Annotated in this window: 13 protein-coding genes; 2 read left to right on the top strand and 11 right to left on the bottom strand. The window is 57.9% G+C overall.

The features are described from left to right. Positions 1-18: 18 nt before the first annotated feature. The 7 genes from J0X15_RS02290 to J0X15_RS02260 form a co-directional block, all read right to left on the bottom strand. Positions 19-1269, bottom strand: coding sequence for a flavin-containing monooxygenase (locus J0X15_RS02290; protein WP_206937894.1), 1251 nt, complete (start codon positions 1267-1269; stop codon positions 19-21). Between the two features lie 167 nt (positions 1270-1436). After that, positions 1437-2801 (bottom strand): aminotransferase class III-fold pyridoxal phosphate-dependent enzyme, encoded by a 1365-nt coding sequence (locus J0X15_RS02285; protein ID WP_206937893.1) that lies wholly within the window; start codon positions 2799-2801, stop codon positions 1437-1439. Further along, positions 2798-3574 (bottom strand): carbon-nitrogen hydrolase family protein, encoded by a 777-nt coding sequence (locus J0X15_RS02280; RefSeq protein ID WP_206937892.1) that lies wholly within the window; start codon positions 3572-3574, stop codon positions 2798-2800. Before J0X15_RS02280 ends, J0X15_RS02285 begins: the two co-directional genes overlap by 4 nt. A gap of 19 nt (positions 3575-3593) precedes the next feature. Next, the gene (locus J0X15_RS02275) at positions 3594-4622 is read right to left on the bottom strand and encodes an extracellular solute-binding protein (protein WP_206937891.1); all 1029 of its coding nucleotides are present in this window, start codon (positions 4620-4622) and stop codon (positions 3594-3596) included. A 28-nt stretch (positions 4623-4650) separates the two neighbouring features. Beyond that, on the bottom strand, positions 4651-5469 hold the full coding sequence (locus J0X15_RS02270) for an ABC transporter permease (RefSeq protein ID WP_206937890.1): 819 nt from the start codon (positions 5467-5469) through the stop codon (positions 4651-4653). Further along, positions 5469-6371 (bottom strand): ABC transporter permease, encoded by a 903-nt coding sequence (locus J0X15_RS02265; protein WP_209015005.1) that lies wholly within the window; start codon positions 6369-6371, stop codon positions 5469-5471. The genes J0X15_RS02270 and J0X15_RS02265 overlap by 1 nt, the downstream gene beginning before the upstream one ends. Before the next feature lie 17 nt (positions 6372-6388). Continuing rightward, positions 6389-7462 carry an ABC transporter ATP-binding protein gene (locus J0X15_RS02260; RefSeq protein ID WP_206937888.1) on the bottom strand — a complete coding sequence of 358 codons (1074 nt, stop codon included), beginning with the start codon at positions 7460-7462 and terminating at the stop codon, positions 6389-6391. A gap of 89 nt (positions 7463-7551) precedes the next feature. Between J0X15_RS02260 and J0X15_RS02255 the strand changes: the two genes are divergently transcribed. Together J0X15_RS02255 and J0X15_RS02250 are read left to right on the top strand one after the other, a co-directional pair. After that, a complete protein-coding gene (locus J0X15_RS02255; RefSeq protein ID WP_209015004.1) occupies positions 7552-8349 on the top strand; it encodes a helix-turn-helix transcriptional regulator in 798 nt (265 codons plus the stop codon). 146 nt (positions 8350-8495) lie between these two features. Continuing rightward, positions 8496-9170, top strand: coding sequence for a GNAT family N-acetyltransferase (locus tag J0X15_RS02250; protein WP_206937884.1), 675 nt, complete (start codon positions 8496-8498; stop codon positions 9168-9170). A gap of 81 nt (positions 9171-9251) precedes the next feature. Here the strand turns inward: J0X15_RS02250 and J0X15_RS02245 are convergent, their stop codons facing one another. The 4 genes from J0X15_RS02245 to J0X15_RS02230 all read right to left on the bottom strand — a co-directional run bounded on the left by J0X15_RS02245 (position 9252) and on the right by J0X15_RS02230 (position 14134). Then, positions 9252-10217: a protein phosphatase 2C domain-containing protein gene (locus tag J0X15_RS02245; protein WP_206937881.1), complete on the bottom strand. Its 966-nt coding sequence runs from the start codon at positions 10215-10217 to the stop codon at positions 9252-9254. A gap of 60 nt (positions 10218-10277) precedes the next feature. Then, positions 10278-11957 (bottom strand): ABC transporter permease, encoded by a 1680-nt coding sequence (locus J0X15_RS02240; protein WP_209015003.1) that lies wholly within the window; start codon positions 11955-11957, stop codon positions 10278-10280. Beyond that, positions 11954-13036 carry an ABC transporter ATP-binding protein gene (locus tag J0X15_RS02235; protein ID WP_206937879.1) on the bottom strand — a complete coding sequence of 361 codons (1083 nt, stop codon included), beginning with the start codon at positions 13034-13036 and terminating at the stop codon, positions 11954-11956. The genes J0X15_RS02240 and J0X15_RS02235 overlap by 4 nt, the downstream gene beginning before the upstream one ends. 105 nt (positions 13037-13141) lie before the next feature. Then, positions 13142-14134, bottom strand: coding sequence for an ABC transporter substrate-binding protein (locus J0X15_RS02230; RefSeq protein ID WP_231710242.1), 993 nt, complete (start codon positions 14132-14134; stop codon positions 13142-13144). Positions 14135-14282: the final 148 nt, after the last annotated feature.

Below are 14282 nucleotides of genomic sequence, written 5' to 3'. Positions count from 1 at the left end.
TCAGAAATTTCGGTACGGTCAGCCCTTCGGCACGTACGTCATGTATTCACTTTGCTTGACGATGTGGTCGCTCAGGTATTTGGCATCGTACCAGACGCCCCAGATGAAGGAGGAGCCGCGTCTGGTCTGCCAGGGAAGCCCGAGGAAGTAGATGCCGGGTTCTTCACTGACGCCGCGTTGGTGGATCGGTGCGCCCGCATCATCGAAGGTGTCGACCTTCAGCCAGCTGTAATCATTGGTGAAGCCGGTTGCCCAGATGATGCTGGAAATGCCGGCTTCCTCCAGATTGAGGTTGCGGAGCGGATCGGCGACGCAATCCGGGTCCGCGCCAATCACATGTGCTTCCGGTTCTTCGGGAAGGTCGAGGCCGTTGCGGGTGACATAGGCATCCGCTTCCTGAAGCAGGGCGAGGTAATTGGCGTCTCCGGCCTCAATATTGCTTTTCAGGTCTTCCGCGATCTGCAAGGTGCCATCGCGATAGGCCTGCGTGCGTCCCAACAGGGTCATCCCTTGCGCGGCGAGGCGCCGGAAGTCGACCGTGTGGCCACCCTGGGCGCCGCTGACCGCGATGGTAACGTGCTCATCTCCGGGCTTGGCTTCTGCATCCCACATGTTCAAGACACCGAGCCACCAGACAAAATCACGGCCGCGGTAGCGGCGGGGCGGGCGTCCATGAGGGCCGACGGAGAGGTATACCTTGCGGCCGGACAGCATCAGCTCTTCGGCGATTTGCGTGCCGGAGGATCCGGCGCCGACCACGAGGACAGCACCCTCGGGCAGTTGCTCCGGATTGCGGTAGGCGGTGGAGTGCATCTGCATCACGGCCGCCTCGGACGGCACGAGCTTGGGTATCACGGGGGTCTGAAACGCTCCGGTCGCGGCGATCACGTAGTTGGCTTCGACGACGCCGTCAGATGTTTCCACCTGAAAGCCGCGTTGACCGGCGATGCGCGTGACGGAGTTGACTGAGATCCCACAGCGGATTGGTGCCTTGATCAACGCGGCGTAGGCGGCGAAATAGTCGGCGACTTGTTCCTTCGGAACGAAGGCTTCGGGATCCTTTCCGGGAAATTCCATGCCGGGAAAGCGATCGTGCCAAGCGGGACCATTGGCGACGAGTGAGTCCCAACGCTCTGAGCGCCAGCGTTCGGCAATTCGGCTGCGCTCAAGCACCAGATGGGAAAGGCCGGCCTTTCCGAGGTGTTCGCTCATTGCGACACCCGCCTGGCCAGCGCCAACGACCAATGCTTCCACTTTTTCAACCGGCATGTCTCTCGCACCCTTTTGAGGATTTCATTCCAAGTGATGGTGGCAGCGGAAGTTGATTAGGTAAAATCTTACTTTTTGAGCTTTTGATTCTGAAAAACAAAATCAACAAAAGCAAACGAGAAAGGGCGCAGCAATGCCGCGCCCTTCAACAAGCGTTCCTGAGAGGATCACAGGCTGCGTGTGACCTCTTCGATGCTGTCGCGCAGAATGTTACCGATCTGGCCGATCTGTTGTTCAGTGAGGATCAGAGTGGGCGACAGAATGAGGATGTTGCCAAGCGGACGAGCAATCAAGCCACGCTTCTGAGCGGCGCGGGCCAGCTTCAGCCCAATGGCATCTTCCGGGGCAAAGCCTTGCTTGGTGGCTTTGTCTTTGACGAACTCGATCCCCATCATGAAGTGGCTGCCGCGAACTTCCCCAACGATGTGGAGGTCGGACAGGCCTTTGAGAGTGTTTTCGAAAAGCTTGCCAGTGGTGCGAACGCGCTCCGGGATCTGCTCTTTTTCCATCAGTGCGATGTTGGCAAGGCCTGCGGCGGCAGCTGCCGGGTGACCGGAGTAGGTCATACCATGCAGGAACATGCCGCCAGGGCGGGAAATGACCTCATGGATCTCGTCCGAGACGATGGTTGCCGACAGCGGCTGATAACCGGAGGTGAGCCCCTTGGCGGTGGTTATGATATCCGGCGTGTAGCCGAAGATGTCCTGCGAGGCGAAGAAGTGGCCAAGGCGACCGAAGGCAGTGACGACTTCATCAGCAATGTACTTGATGTCATAGTCTTCGCAGACGGCAGCCATCCGGCGATGATATCCGTCCGGCGCCATGACCACGCCGCCGGCACCCTGGACGGGCTCGGCGATGAATGTGGCAATGTTTTCCGCGCCGATGTTTTCGATGGTGTCCTTCAGGTCCTGCACCAGACTGTCGCAGAACTCGGCTTCGGTCATCCCGTCACCTTCGCGCCAGAAGTGCGGGCTCTTGAGGTGATGCACCAGACCTTCTGCGTGATCCCAGCCATCAGAATAGGCTGGCGTTGTCATCGCGATGGAGAGATGTGTCGAGCCGTGGTAGGCGCCGATGCGGCTGAGGATCTTCTTCTTTTTCGGCCGCCCAAGCCGGTTGTTGTAGTGGTGCAGAATACGAATTGCGCTGTCGTTGGCGACAGATCCGGAATTGGCGAAATAGACCTTGTTCAACGGGCCGGGCGCCAGGCTGGCGATCTTCTCCGCCAAAGCTGCAGCAGTCGGGTGCGTGAAGTTGTAGAAGGTCGAGTAGAAGTCCAGCTGGTTCAGCTGTTGGGCGATCGCATCAATGATTTCCTTGCGACCATGGCCGACATTTACACACCACAGGCCGCCGATCCCGTCGATGAGCTCGTTGCCTTCGCTGTCGCGTACCATGGAGCCTTCGGCGCCAACGATGACCGTGCGGGCTCCATCCTGCTTCAGCAAGTTTAAGTCGGCAAACGATTGAATGAGATGGGTATCTGCGGTGAGAACGCCATCAGTGGTCATGTCTGGTTTGATCGTCATAGGAATTTTCCCTCCCGATAATCCTGAAGCTGCATGGACATGATGTCCGGCGCGATGTCTGAAACTGGAGCGAGATCGGCCACAAGCAGGGTCTCTCCCCGCCCTGCGCTGGCGATGATCTGGGCGTCGGGCCCAACGATCAGGGAATTGCCCCCAAATGTCAGGTTGCCTTCCGATCCGCAGAAATTGGCGTAGGCGATCGTCATACCCATCTCGGCAGCGCGTGCGGGAACGAATGTTCTGGGCACGTGCTCGAACCGTTCCGGATTGGCGGTCGGCACAAGCAGCAATGTCACCCCGTGATCAGCAAGGGCGCGGCAATGCTGGGGGAATTCGATGTCGTAGCAAATGAGCAGCGCCACCTTGTGCCCGCCGAGTTCGAAGAAGGCGTAGCTCTCTCCCGCTGAAAAGCTGGCTTTTTCCATTGGGCCAAACAGTTGGATCTTGCGGTAGTGCCCGAGGATCTCGCCATTTGTGCCAAATGCCGTGGTCGCGTTGAAAACACGTTCGCCGTCGCGCTCAGCCCATCCCAGGGTCAAGCCGCAGCCCGTCTGCCGGGCCATGTCTGCAAGTCGTGTGGTCCAGTTCCCGCCCATGGGTTGGGCGAGGTTTTGATGCAAATCCGGCCTGTTGTAGCCAGGCAGGAAAAGCTCCGGAAAGACGGCCATGTCTGCTCCAGCTGTGGCCGCTGCGACAAGCTGGGTTTCGAGGCGTTCAAATCCTGCCTCGATGTCCCCGCCGATTGCAGGACCCTGATAGAGAGCGAGTTTCATGGCCGTCTGTTCCTTGAGCTTACTTTTTCAGGTTGGTCCAGATCGCGTCGTAGAGGACCTGAACGTCTTCAGAACAAGCCTCGACGAATGCGCCCTTCGGGCCTGCCGGCGGGTTGGATTCCGGAGAGTTGGCAACTTCCGGGTCCAAGAACTCGGCTGTGCCGGTGACGCCAGCTGTGTACTGGGCGTAGTTGGTGACAGCTGCGGCGTTTTCCGGCTCAAGCAGGAAGTTCATGAACTTCAGAGCATTGTCGCGGTTCGGCGCATCCTTCAGCAGAACGACATTGTCCATCCAGACGATGTAGCCCTCTTTCGGGAAGGCGTATTCGATGTTGGCGCCTTCAGCCCGTGCCTTGGCTGAGAAACCGGACCAGATCATGCCGGCTGCCGCATCACCGGAGACGAGAACGTCCTTGGCAACATCAGAGCCGAAGGATGCCCAGTCGGCCTTAGCCTTCTGAACCAGTGCATTGAGTTCCTTCAGCTGCTCACGGTCCGCGGAGCACTGCGGAATGCCGAGGTAGAGAGAGGCGAGGGTGAGGGTTTCGCCAGCGGTATCGAGAACGTTAATCTTGCCCTTCAGCTCAGCCGGTGGATCGAAGATCACGGAGAGGCTGTCAATTGGGCCTGTATAGACGTCACGATTAACGGAGTAGGACGTGGAGCCCCACTGGTAGGGGATGGAGCTCTTGCGGCCCGAATCGAACGCGACGTCGACCCACTGCTTTTCGATGTTGCCGAAGTTGGACAGCTCGGACGGCTCGAATGTGTCGAGCATGCCTTCGCCGTTCATGATCTTGACCATGTAGTCGCCGGGAACAGCCACGTCGTAGCTGCCGAGCTTGCCGGCCTTGAGGGAGGCGAGCAGGGCTTCGTTGCTGTCGAAGGTATCCATGGTGACTTCGACGTCATATTCGGCAGCAAACTTGTCGAGAAGCGTCTGCGGAATGTATTCGAACCAATGGTAGATCGAGAGCTTGCCCTCGGCCTGAGCTGCTGCCGTAAGGCTGAGAAGTGCGACGGCGGTTGATGCAAGTAGTTTCTTCATGAAAGTCTCCACTCTGGTTGGTGCTTTTTCAGCTTGCTTGTTTTTTGTCTTGCCCCATCCGGCCGATCAGCCAGGACAGGGAAACGAAGACCACCGACACGCCGAGCATGAGGGTGGAAATGGCCATGATGTTGGGTTTGATGCCCTGCTTGACCGACCCGAAAATGGCGGTCGGCAGGGTTTCAATGCCAGCCCCCTTGACGAAATTGGTGATCAGAAAATCGTCCAGTGAGATGATGAAGGCGAGCAGGAAGCCGGAGAGCACTCCAGGCGTCATCAGCGGCAGAAGAACCAGCCTGAAGGCTTCGCTAGGCGTGGCATAGAGATCCATTGCTGCCTGTTCATACTGATCGGGAATGCTCTGCATTCGCGCAGCAATCGGCAGGTAGGCAAACGGGATGCAGAAGACCGTATGGGCCACCAGAATTGTCATTAGCCCAGTGGTGAAACCGATGGCGGAGAAAAACACCAGGCTGGCGACAGCGGTGACGACCTCGGGAACCATCAGGGGCAGATTGATGAGGGCAAAGCCCAGGGTCTTGCCGCGGAATCGACCGGCGCGGGTCATGGCAACGGCGGCGGCTGTGGCGATGATCGTGGCGATTGATGCCGCACACACTGCGATGACGAATGAGTTCAACGCGGCTTTCTGAAACTTCGGCGCTTCCGGACCTGTGAAGACATCAACATACCAGGTGAGGGACGTGCCGCCCCAGTTGGTGATCGAGGTGGAGGCATTGAAGGAATAGACGGCAACCACGGCCAGGGGGGCATAAAGCACCACCAGGCAGAGGATCGTGATTGCCAGGAAACCGGGGAAACGACGTAGGTCGAGTTTGGCGGCCATCAGCGTGCCTCTCCCTTGTTCTGGCTGCGGGCATAAACAAGCAACACGCACATGACGATGGTCAGCAGGATCATGGAAGCGGCGGCGCCAAATGGCCAGTTTCCGGCACTTCCCTTGAACTGTTCCTCGATCAGCGAGCCAATCATGAAGGTCTTGGCGCCGCCAAGCAGATCCGGTGCGAGGAAGGCGCCGAGAGACGGCACGAACACCAGGATGCAGCCAGCGATAATGCCGGGCTTGACGACAGGAAGGATCACCAGACGTAGTATTGTCCATGTTCCGGCATAGAGGTCGGCTGCCGCCTCCGAGAGCGCAAAATCATAGCGCTCGACGGCGGCATAGATCGGCAGGACCATGAACGGCAGATAGGAATAAAAAAGCCCAAGCTGGACGGCGAAGTTGGTGTTGATCAGACCCAACGGCTCGCTGATGATGCCGCTGGCCATCAGAAACTCGTTCAACGGGCCCGTGTCGCGGATCAGGAACTTCATCGAGACCGTGCGGATGAGCAGGTTGACCCAATAGGGAATAGTCACCAGAAACAGCCAGATCGAACGGCTTTTCGGATCTCGTGTTGCAATGAACCAGGCGGTGGGGAATCCGATCAGCAGACAGGCGATGGTGGCCAGACCGGCCTGCCAGATGGAGCGCCAGAAAATGCCGATGTAGGTCCATTCGAGTTTGGGGGGCTCATCGCCGAAAAGGCCACGATCAAAGAAGAACTGATCATAGGCGGCCAGGGAAAACTCCCAGATAACACCGCCGCGGAATTCCTTCGTCAGGAAGGAATAGACGGCCATCATCATCACCGGGAGCAGCAGGAAGCTGCCGATGATCAGCCAGGACGGCAGCATCAGTTTGACGCCATTGCCGCGGTAGATCCGCGAGGAGCCTCCGCCCATGCTTGGTCCGGCGGCCATCAGTCAGCTAACAGGCGTGCAGCGCCTGCCTCCAGGTTCAGTCCGATATGAGCGCCCGTCGCCGGAACCACGGTGCTTTCCGCGTTCTGCAAGCGAACCGTCATGGCCTCGCCATCGACCAGTCGCACATGCAGCTGGATGTCGGTGCCGAGATAGGTATGGCCGGTGACTGTTGCGCTCAAATGGGCAAGAGGCTCTGCACAGAGCGAAATGCGCTCGGGACGGACGGACAAATGGCCGGAACCTGCATCAAGGACCGCAGCAGCCGGGCAGGTAAATGGTTTATCGCCGGGCAGAAGAACGGTCGCGACGCCGTCTGAAATTGATTGCACCGTGACGTCGAGCAGATTGGTTTCGCCAATGAAGTCCGCGACGAAGCGATTTGTCGGCGCTTCGTAGATTTCCTTGGGGCTGCCGACCTGCTGCACATGCCCATTGGACATGACTGCGATGCGGTCCGACATGGTCAGCGCTTCTTCCTGGTCATGGGTGACGAAGATGAAGGCGATGCCGGTCTCGCGCTGAAGCGCTTTCAGTTCCAGTCGGACGGCTTGGCGAAGCTTGAGGTCGAGTGCGGAGAGCGGTTCATCGAGCAACAGCACTTCAGGACGCGGGGCAAGGGCACGGGCCAGGGCGACACGCTGCTGCTGACCGCCTGACATCTGCGTTGGCTTGCGGTTGGCGAAGTCTGACAGTTGCACGAGGGCCAGAACGTCCTGGGCGCGGCGCACGGCGTCCTGCCTGGACCATCCCTTGCGCAGCAGACCAAAGAGGACATTCTCGGTCACTGTCATGTGCGGGAACAGGGCGTACTGCTGAAAGACGGTGTTGACCGGGCGCTTGTGGGGGGGAAGGCCTGTGAGGTCCTGACCCTTGAGCAGGATCCGTCCTTCGCTGACGTCTTCGAATCCGGCAATGGCACGCAACAAGGTTGTCTTGCCGCAGCCGGACGGGCCGAGAAGCGTGAAGAATTCATTCTCGCGGATGTCGAGCGAGACACCGTGCAATGCGGTGACGGACCCATATCGCTTGATCACCTTTTCGACGGCGACTGCAATATCGAAACTGGTCATGGACACCCCTTTACTGATACCCCTTGCTTAGGTGTCCGAATGGTAAAATGATGTTTTGAGGGGGTATATACCCCCAAGGAGGTATGGGGTTGAATCTGCCCAATTCTGCGGAAAAGAAACTTGGCGAGACCATTGCTTCTCTGGCCTCCGAGCAGTTCGAAAATGCTCTGTTTCAGTGGCTGAGCCGCTGCTTTCAGATCGATAATACGACGATGCTGGCCTATTTCCAAAGTGGTCGGCCGGAGGTGCTTTTCGCTCAGGCGGTGGAAAAATACGTCCATGAGAAGCTGGAGAGCGACTATGTCTCCGGGATCTATCTACTCGATCCCTACCATGCTCTACATGTGGAGAAGGCGCCGGCGGGTCTGTACCGATTGAAGGACATCGCGCCGGATCACTTCCAGCGGAACGAGTATTTTGCGTCCTACTATCAGCGCACCACACTGATCGATGAGATCGCCTTCATCGCTTATCCGTCAGATGGTGTGTCGGTGCATGTCTGCCTGGGGCGTGACTTGTCGTCTGGACGGCGCTTTTCGGGTCGTGACCTTCTGATGGCTGAGCGGTTGGCACCGATTGTCTGTGGGCTGATCCAGCAGCGCTGGTCGGGACTCACGTCGAGTGGTGATTATTCCGAAGAGAAAGTCACCAATCTGCTGATTGCGTCCGGGGAGCGATTGCTGGGCGTCAAGCTTAGCCCGCGCCAAGCGGAAGTCGCGCTGTTGATCTTGCGCGGGCACTCGTCGGTATCGATCGGGTTGCGGCTGGGGATCAGCTTCCAGACGGTGAAGGTGATCCGCAAGCAGCTTTACCGGAAATGCAGCATCTCCTCTCAGGCAGAGCTTTTTTCACTGTTCATGCCGTTGCTTGCAGTGCCGGATCGTTAAGCTGGTGCGGGGACTGTTCTGTTGCGGGTGAGTGGTATGGGGTATTTGAAAATCTCATTATACCAGTGGGTTTTAGCCTGTCGGCGGTCGCTGCCACAGTTATAGGGTGGCCTATGTCTAAGCCAATTGAATGATGAAGAAAGATCATGATCAGCTATCACCCTGTTACCCCAAAGAAGACTGTCCTTGAGGGCACATTCGTGCGGCTGGAGCCTTTGAACGTTGCGGCGCATAGCGAAGATCTGTTTGTTGCTGCAAGCGTTGAAGACCGGGCGGAGAAGTATCGCTACCTCGCTGAGGCCGCCCCGGAGGAACTCCAGGATGTGACCGAATGGGCCGAAGCGGCCTCTCGCAGCGCGGATCCGCTGTTTTATGCCATTGTTGACAAGCGGACGGGCAAGGCGGTCGGGCGTCAGGCGTTCCTGCGCATTGATGCCGCTAATGGGGTCATCGAGGTGGGGCACATCTACTGGGGCCCAGCGATGGCACGCAGTCGGGCAGCAACAGAGGTGATGTATCTCTGTCTGACATACGTGTTCGAAGAGTTGAAATATCGCCGCTTTGAATGGAAGTGCAACAATGAAAACCAACCGTCAAAAGTTGCCGCAGGACGCTTTGGCTTCAATTTTGAAGGCATTTTCCGTCAGCACATGATTCAGAAAGGCCTGAATCGGGATACGGCCTGGTTCGCCATTATCGACAGTGAATGGGCGGTGTTGAAGCCCGCTTACGAGAGCTGGCTGGCACCGGAAAACTTCGATGCTGAGGGGATGCAGCGCACGGCGCTTTCTCAGTTAACGGCCGCGGCACTGGGGCGATAGTGTCCACGGCCTTGCACACCAAGACACCGGCACATGCCCATGCGCCGGTGTTATTACTCGGGTTCCATTGGCTTTTAGGTCTTAAATTCCGGCGGAGATGACAGTGCGGTCGTCGCAAGTTTCGCTGGAGGTCGAACCCTTGACCGCAGGGAAGGCGCCGGTCTTGTGAAAGTCTTCGGTTTCTACGCGGGTAAATTCCGCTTCCCAATCGGCACAGCGAATGCCGGAGGTTGGAATGGAAATATAGCCGTCTGAGAAGATCTCGATGCTTTCAAGCTCAGAGGCTGGAATGGTGAGATCTGTCAGGCCGTTCGCAATCACCTGGCCGCCATTGAGGGATGCAAAGCCAAGCAGGTGATCAGCATTGGCATAGTGAAACTGGGTGCGAATGCCGCCAGAGAGAAACTCTGCCACCACACTTTGCGGCAAGCCTGAGGCCTGGGTCGCGGCCTGAATTGCGAGCTCGGTCTCTTGCCGGGTCAGCTTGCCGGTTTCGATGGCGGCCTCTAGTCCCAGAAAGATCGTCTGCCGGGTCGCAAATTCGACGTCATCGCTCTCGTCCATTCTTTGGCTGAGCGTCTTGTGAACCTGAATGCGCGCGGCAGTGCTGACGGTGTCGATGATCTTGTGGTGCTGCAGGATTTTCGTGCCGTTGAGGCGCACCCCGGTGTCGCCCAAGGCAAGAATTCGGTACATGTCACCGCATTTGACTGCAAGGGCCGCCGTCGTTGAGGCGGGGTGCGCGACGTTGCGTTCCTGCGCTGCGGTTTTCACAGAGGTGCTGATTTCCTGAAAGATCATTTCCGCCGGCGCTTCATCCAGCGTTCCACGCACCAGCATGTCGGCGACACACCGTGCGGCGCTTCGGGCTGCAATCCGCCCCGAACTCTCTCCGTTGTAAAATGCGCCAGTCGGATCAGTCGCACCGTCGAAGACCGCCAGAACCTGGTCGGGTTCGATCAGGATGACATCGTCACCAGGCTTGGTGCTGTTTTTATACTTCGAACGCGAGAAGGCCTCGATGTTCATGGACGTTCCTTTGGACATACGGGGTCGCTCCGGCCGGGGCCGGTGCGCGTATTTTGAGATCGAGTGGCCCGTGGCCGGTCAGACGAAGGCGGATTCCTTGCTCTCCGACATTCGGAACACCGCGAAGACGCAGATGCCGGTGCTGAGGAGGAGCAATGTGGAGAGAGCCGCCGCCGTCCCGAACTCGCCGTCAATGACCTGAATGTAGATCAGCACGGGCATGGTGATGGTTCGGGACGTGTAGAGGATCAGCGTTGAAGACAGCTCGTTGATCGCCGTGATGAAACTCATGAGCGATCCGATTATCAAACCGGGCGTCATCAGAGGCACGGTGATCGATGTGAAGGTCTTGGCCGGTGAGGCGCCGAGATTGACCGCAGCTTCCTCAATGGAAGGCTTGATCTGACGGAGGATCGACGTCGTCGATCGCACGCCGTAGGGCAGTCGCCGGATGAAGACGATCAAGATGATGATCAGCGCCGTGCCGGTGATGTCGAAGGGAGGATTGCGGAAGGTCGCCACATAGCCGATGGCCATCACCACGCCGGGGATCAGATACGGCACCATCAGCAGCAGGTCGAGAGAGCCTGCGACGACATTGTCTTTGCGGACGACGATGAAGGACAACAACCCGGAGACAATGGCGATCAACACGACCGCTCCAAAGGCAAACATGAAGCTGTTGGCAATAGCGGTCGGCGAGTTGTGTAGGACACGTTCATAGCTTCCCAAGCCAAAGCCGCCGGTGAAGACCGGGCCGCTGGTGGCGAGAAAGGATGTGTAGACGACGGTCAGCGACGGCAGCATGGCGAGGAAGACAACCGCGTAGCAGAACCCATGCACGAGGAGCGACTTCGAGCCTGTCAGCGACTGTTTTACCGGACGGTTGGTCAGGGCGCTGGCATAGCGACGCTTTGCCAGAATACGGCGCTGCAGAAGAAGGGCCGCCATGGAGATTGCGATCATCAACATGGAGATTGTCACGGCCATGGTCGGCGTTCCAGCCATTTCTGAGGTGTATTGCGAATAGGCGATCGTCGAGAGCGTCCGGACACCACGGCCCAGAATGGCGGGTGTTCCGAAGTCGGCAATCGACAGCACGAAGCAGATGATTGCCCCGGTGCTGACAGCCGGGAAAACCAACGGAAGAGTGACTTTCATGAACCGCTGAAAAGCCGTGCAACCGAGGTTTTCCGCCGCATCTTCATAGGACTTGTTGATCGTGTTCAGCGCGTTTTCCGTCATCAGGTAGATGTAAGGAAAGAACTTGAGGCTGAAGACCAGAACGATTCCGGGAATACCGTAGATCGTCGGCATGTCGATGCCGATGCTCTTCAGGATGTTGGTGACGGCGCCGTTGGAGCCGAACAGCATGATCCAGGCATAGGCGCCAATGAAAGGCGGGGCGCAAAGCACGAGAACCGCAAAGGTCGCGATGACTGCGCGTCCACGGATCCGGTAGCGGGAGGTGCAGAAGGCGAGCGGAATACCGATGAGGCAGGCGCCGAGCATTCCCAGCGCGCCGATGATGATCGTGTTCCAAAGTGCCGTTGTGTAATAGCGTCGGGTCAGAACCTGGATGTAGTTCGACACGCCGAAGTCGCCGGTCTTGGCATCGAAAAAGCTGATGGCGAAGACGTTGAGGATCGGTAGTAGAAGAAACACGGCCAGAAGCAGCACGGCGAGCGCTGTGATGACGGTCCAAAATCCCGGCATTCTCAGCCGGGAACCTGGCAAGAGGGTGGCAAGTGAGCTCATGACAAACGCTCTCCTGTCACCGCGTCTGCAAAGATCTGCACGTCGCTGGCTGGGAAGGCGAGCGTGATGTCGTCGTCTGTCTTGAGCGCGAGGATTGCGGGAGAAGGAGCTGTGATCGCCTCTATCTCTTCGCCAGATGCAAGGACAGCGGCGACATTCATTTCACGCCCGGTAAAACTCACGAGGCGGATCTTGGCAGAGAGAGTGATCGTGTCGGGGGAGGATATTGTCGGGTTGACCGAGATGAATTCTGGCCGGATGGCTGCAACAACCTTGTCTGCATTCGGCAGGGGCTTGGCCTGGGGCAGGGCGACAGGCGTGCCCGCAAGGGAGGGCTGCCCGCCATCCCATTCTAGCGTCAGGAAGTTGTTGGCACCGACAAACGACGCCACGAACTTGTTCGACGGGCTGTTGTAGACTTCCCAGGGCGGCGCGGCCTGCTGGATGACACCGCCATACATCACACAGACAATGTCGGACATCGCCAGAGCTTCTTCCTGATCGTGGGTAACGTAGACAGTGGTGATGTTCATCGACTGCTGGATCGCGCGCAGTTCGCGGCGCAGATCAACACGCAGTTTTGCGTCGAGATTGGAAAGCGGCTCATCCATGAGCAGAACTTTCGGATTGATGACCAGGGCGCGGGCGAGGCCGACACGCTGCTGCTGGCCGCCGGAAAGCTCATGTGGCATGCGGTCGGCGTAGTCAGTGAGCTGCACGATGTCGAGGATCTTTGCAACGCGCTCGGAAATCTCCGACTTGGAGATTTTTCGCTGCTTCAGGCCAAAGGCAATATTGTCGTAGACGCTGATGTGCGGGAAAACGGCGTAATCCTGAAACACCATGCCGACGTCGCGCTTGTGCGCTGGCGTGTGTTCAATCGCCTGCCCCTGGATGCCGATGCCACCGCTGTCTTGCTGGTGAAAACCGGCAATGGTGCGCAGCAGGGTGGTCTTGCCACAGCCGCTCGGGCCCAAGAGCGTGAAGAAAGATCCCGAGGGAATGGAAATGTTGATGCCGGACAGGGCGACGACATCGCCATAGCTTTTACGAATGTTCGAGATCTCGACATCGGCCATGAAAGGGACTCCGTGCGCCCGCGGCAGGGGCAGCAATAAATTCAGACTTCAGGGAATTAGGGAAAAGCCGGAGGGCGAGTGGTGTCGCCCTCCGGAAAGCAGATCCTACTCGAGGTCGAGCAGCAGATCGGTCCAGGTTTCGACCAGACGGGCGCGGTTTTCCGCAGCCCACGCAAAGTCGTAGTTTGCATCCGGAACATCGTTGATGGAGATCAGTTCCGGGTTGGACGCAACATCTGTGCGGATCGGGCGACGGCCGATGCCGGCAACAGCTTCCTGAGCTTCCTTCGAGACGATGAAGTCGATGAAGGCTTTGCCGTTTTCTGCGTTCGGAGCGCCCTTCACGAGTGCCATTCCGTCTGGAGCGATGGCCGTACCTTCGCTCGGGTAGACGATCTGAACGTCAGCGCCACCGACCTTGTAGCGTAGTGCTGCATCTTCCAAGGTGATGCCGATACCCTGTTCGCCATCATTGACGAAACGCGGAACAGCGCCGGACGAAGCGGAAAGCACGGCGTTGGAGAGAATGCCCTTGTAGACATCCCAGCCAGCTTCCTCGGTGTCGAAATCCTGCAGAACGGTTGCCAGCTGGATATAGGCGGAGCCAGACTTGTCAGCGCGTGCGGACGAGATCAGGCCCTTGTATTCCGGCTTGGTCAGGTCTTTCCAGGATGTCGGAACCGGTGCGCCTTTCAGGGCTTCTTCGTTGACGATGAAGGCCGTGACGACTGCCGTAAACGGAACCCAGTTTTCACTCGGGGTGAACTTCGGGTTGATCGCATCGGCTTCCACCGGCTTGTAGGGCTCGAAAAGTTCTGCGGAGAAATCGATGACCGTGCCGTCAACACTCCAGATCACGTCGCCTGCCGGCTTTTCAGCTTCGGCTTTCAGACGGTTCATCAGTTCGCCGGAGCCGGCTTTGATAACTTCGACCGTTGTGCCGGTCTGTTTTTCGAACATCGGCACCAACTCGTCAACGAGCTGCTGTGGTGCTGCGGAGTAGACGACAACCGTGCCATCAGCATGTGCGACGGATATTGCACCCAGAATTGCGGCACCGGCGGTGAGCGCCGTCCGTAGTTTATTTGAAATTCTCAATAGAGCCTCCATCACTGTTAGTTCCCAGCGTCTCATCGCCCGTTTGAACTTTTCTTGTTTGGTTATTGTTCGGACGGATGAGGACAGCTATTAAGTTTTATTACGTAAATAAATAAGTCAAGACGAATTTCACAATTCTGTCACAAAC

The sequence above is a fragment of the Roseibium limicola genome (genome assembly GCF_017313085.1).
GTDB classification, from domain to species: domain Bacteria; phylum Pseudomonadota; class Alphaproteobacteria; order Rhizobiales; family Stappiaceae; genus Roseibium; species Roseibium limicola.
Note: the sequence above shows the minus strand (reverse complement) of the source record. Positions and strands in the feature narration are given on the sequence as shown.

Excerpts from the sequence above, each read along its gene's own strand:
- J0X15_RS02235 (WP_206937879.1), bottom strand. The coding sequence starts at position 13,036 with ATGGCCGATGTCGAGATCTCGAACATTCGTAAAAGCTATGGCGATGTC.
- J0X15_RS02275 (WP_206937891.1), bottom strand. The coding sequence starts at position 4,622 with ATGAAGAAACTACTTGCATCAACCGCCGTCGCACTTCTCAGCCTTACG.
- J0X15_RS02290 (WP_206937894.1), bottom strand. The coding sequence starts at position 1,269 with ATGCCGGTTGAAAAAGTGGAAGCATTGGTCGTTGGCGCTGGCCAGGCG.
- J0X15_RS02270 (WP_206937890.1), bottom strand. The coding sequence starts at position 5,469 with ATGGCCGCCAAACTCGACCTACGTCGTTTCCCCGGTTTCCTGGCAATC.
- J0X15_RS02250 (WP_206937884.1), top strand. The coding sequence starts at position 8,496 with ATGATCAGCTATCACCCTGTTACCCCAAAGAAGACTGTCCTTGAGGGC.
- J0X15_RS02280 (WP_206937892.1), bottom strand. The coding sequence starts at position 3,574 with ATGAAACTCGCTCTCTATCAGGGTCCTGCAATCGGCGGGGACATCGAG.
- J0X15_RS02265 (WP_209015005.1), bottom strand. The coding sequence starts at position 6,371 with ATGGGCGGAGGCTCCTCGCGGATCTACCGCGGCAATGGCGTCAAACTG.
- J0X15_RS02240 (WP_209015003.1), bottom strand. The coding sequence starts at position 11,957 with ATGAGCTCACTTGCCACCCTCTTGCCAGGTTCCCGGCTGAGAATGCCG.
- J0X15_RS02245 (WP_206937881.1), bottom strand. The coding sequence starts at position 10,217 with ATGTCCAAAGGAACGTCCATGAACATCGAGGCCTTCTCGCGTTCGAAG.
- J0X15_RS02260 (WP_206937888.1), bottom strand. The coding sequence starts at position 7,462 with ATGACCAGTTTCGATATTGCAGTCGCCGTCGAAAAGGTGATCAAGCGA.
- J0X15_RS02285 (WP_206937893.1), bottom strand. The coding sequence starts at position 2,801 with ATGACGATCAAACCAGACATGACCACTGATGGCGTTCTCACCGCAGAT.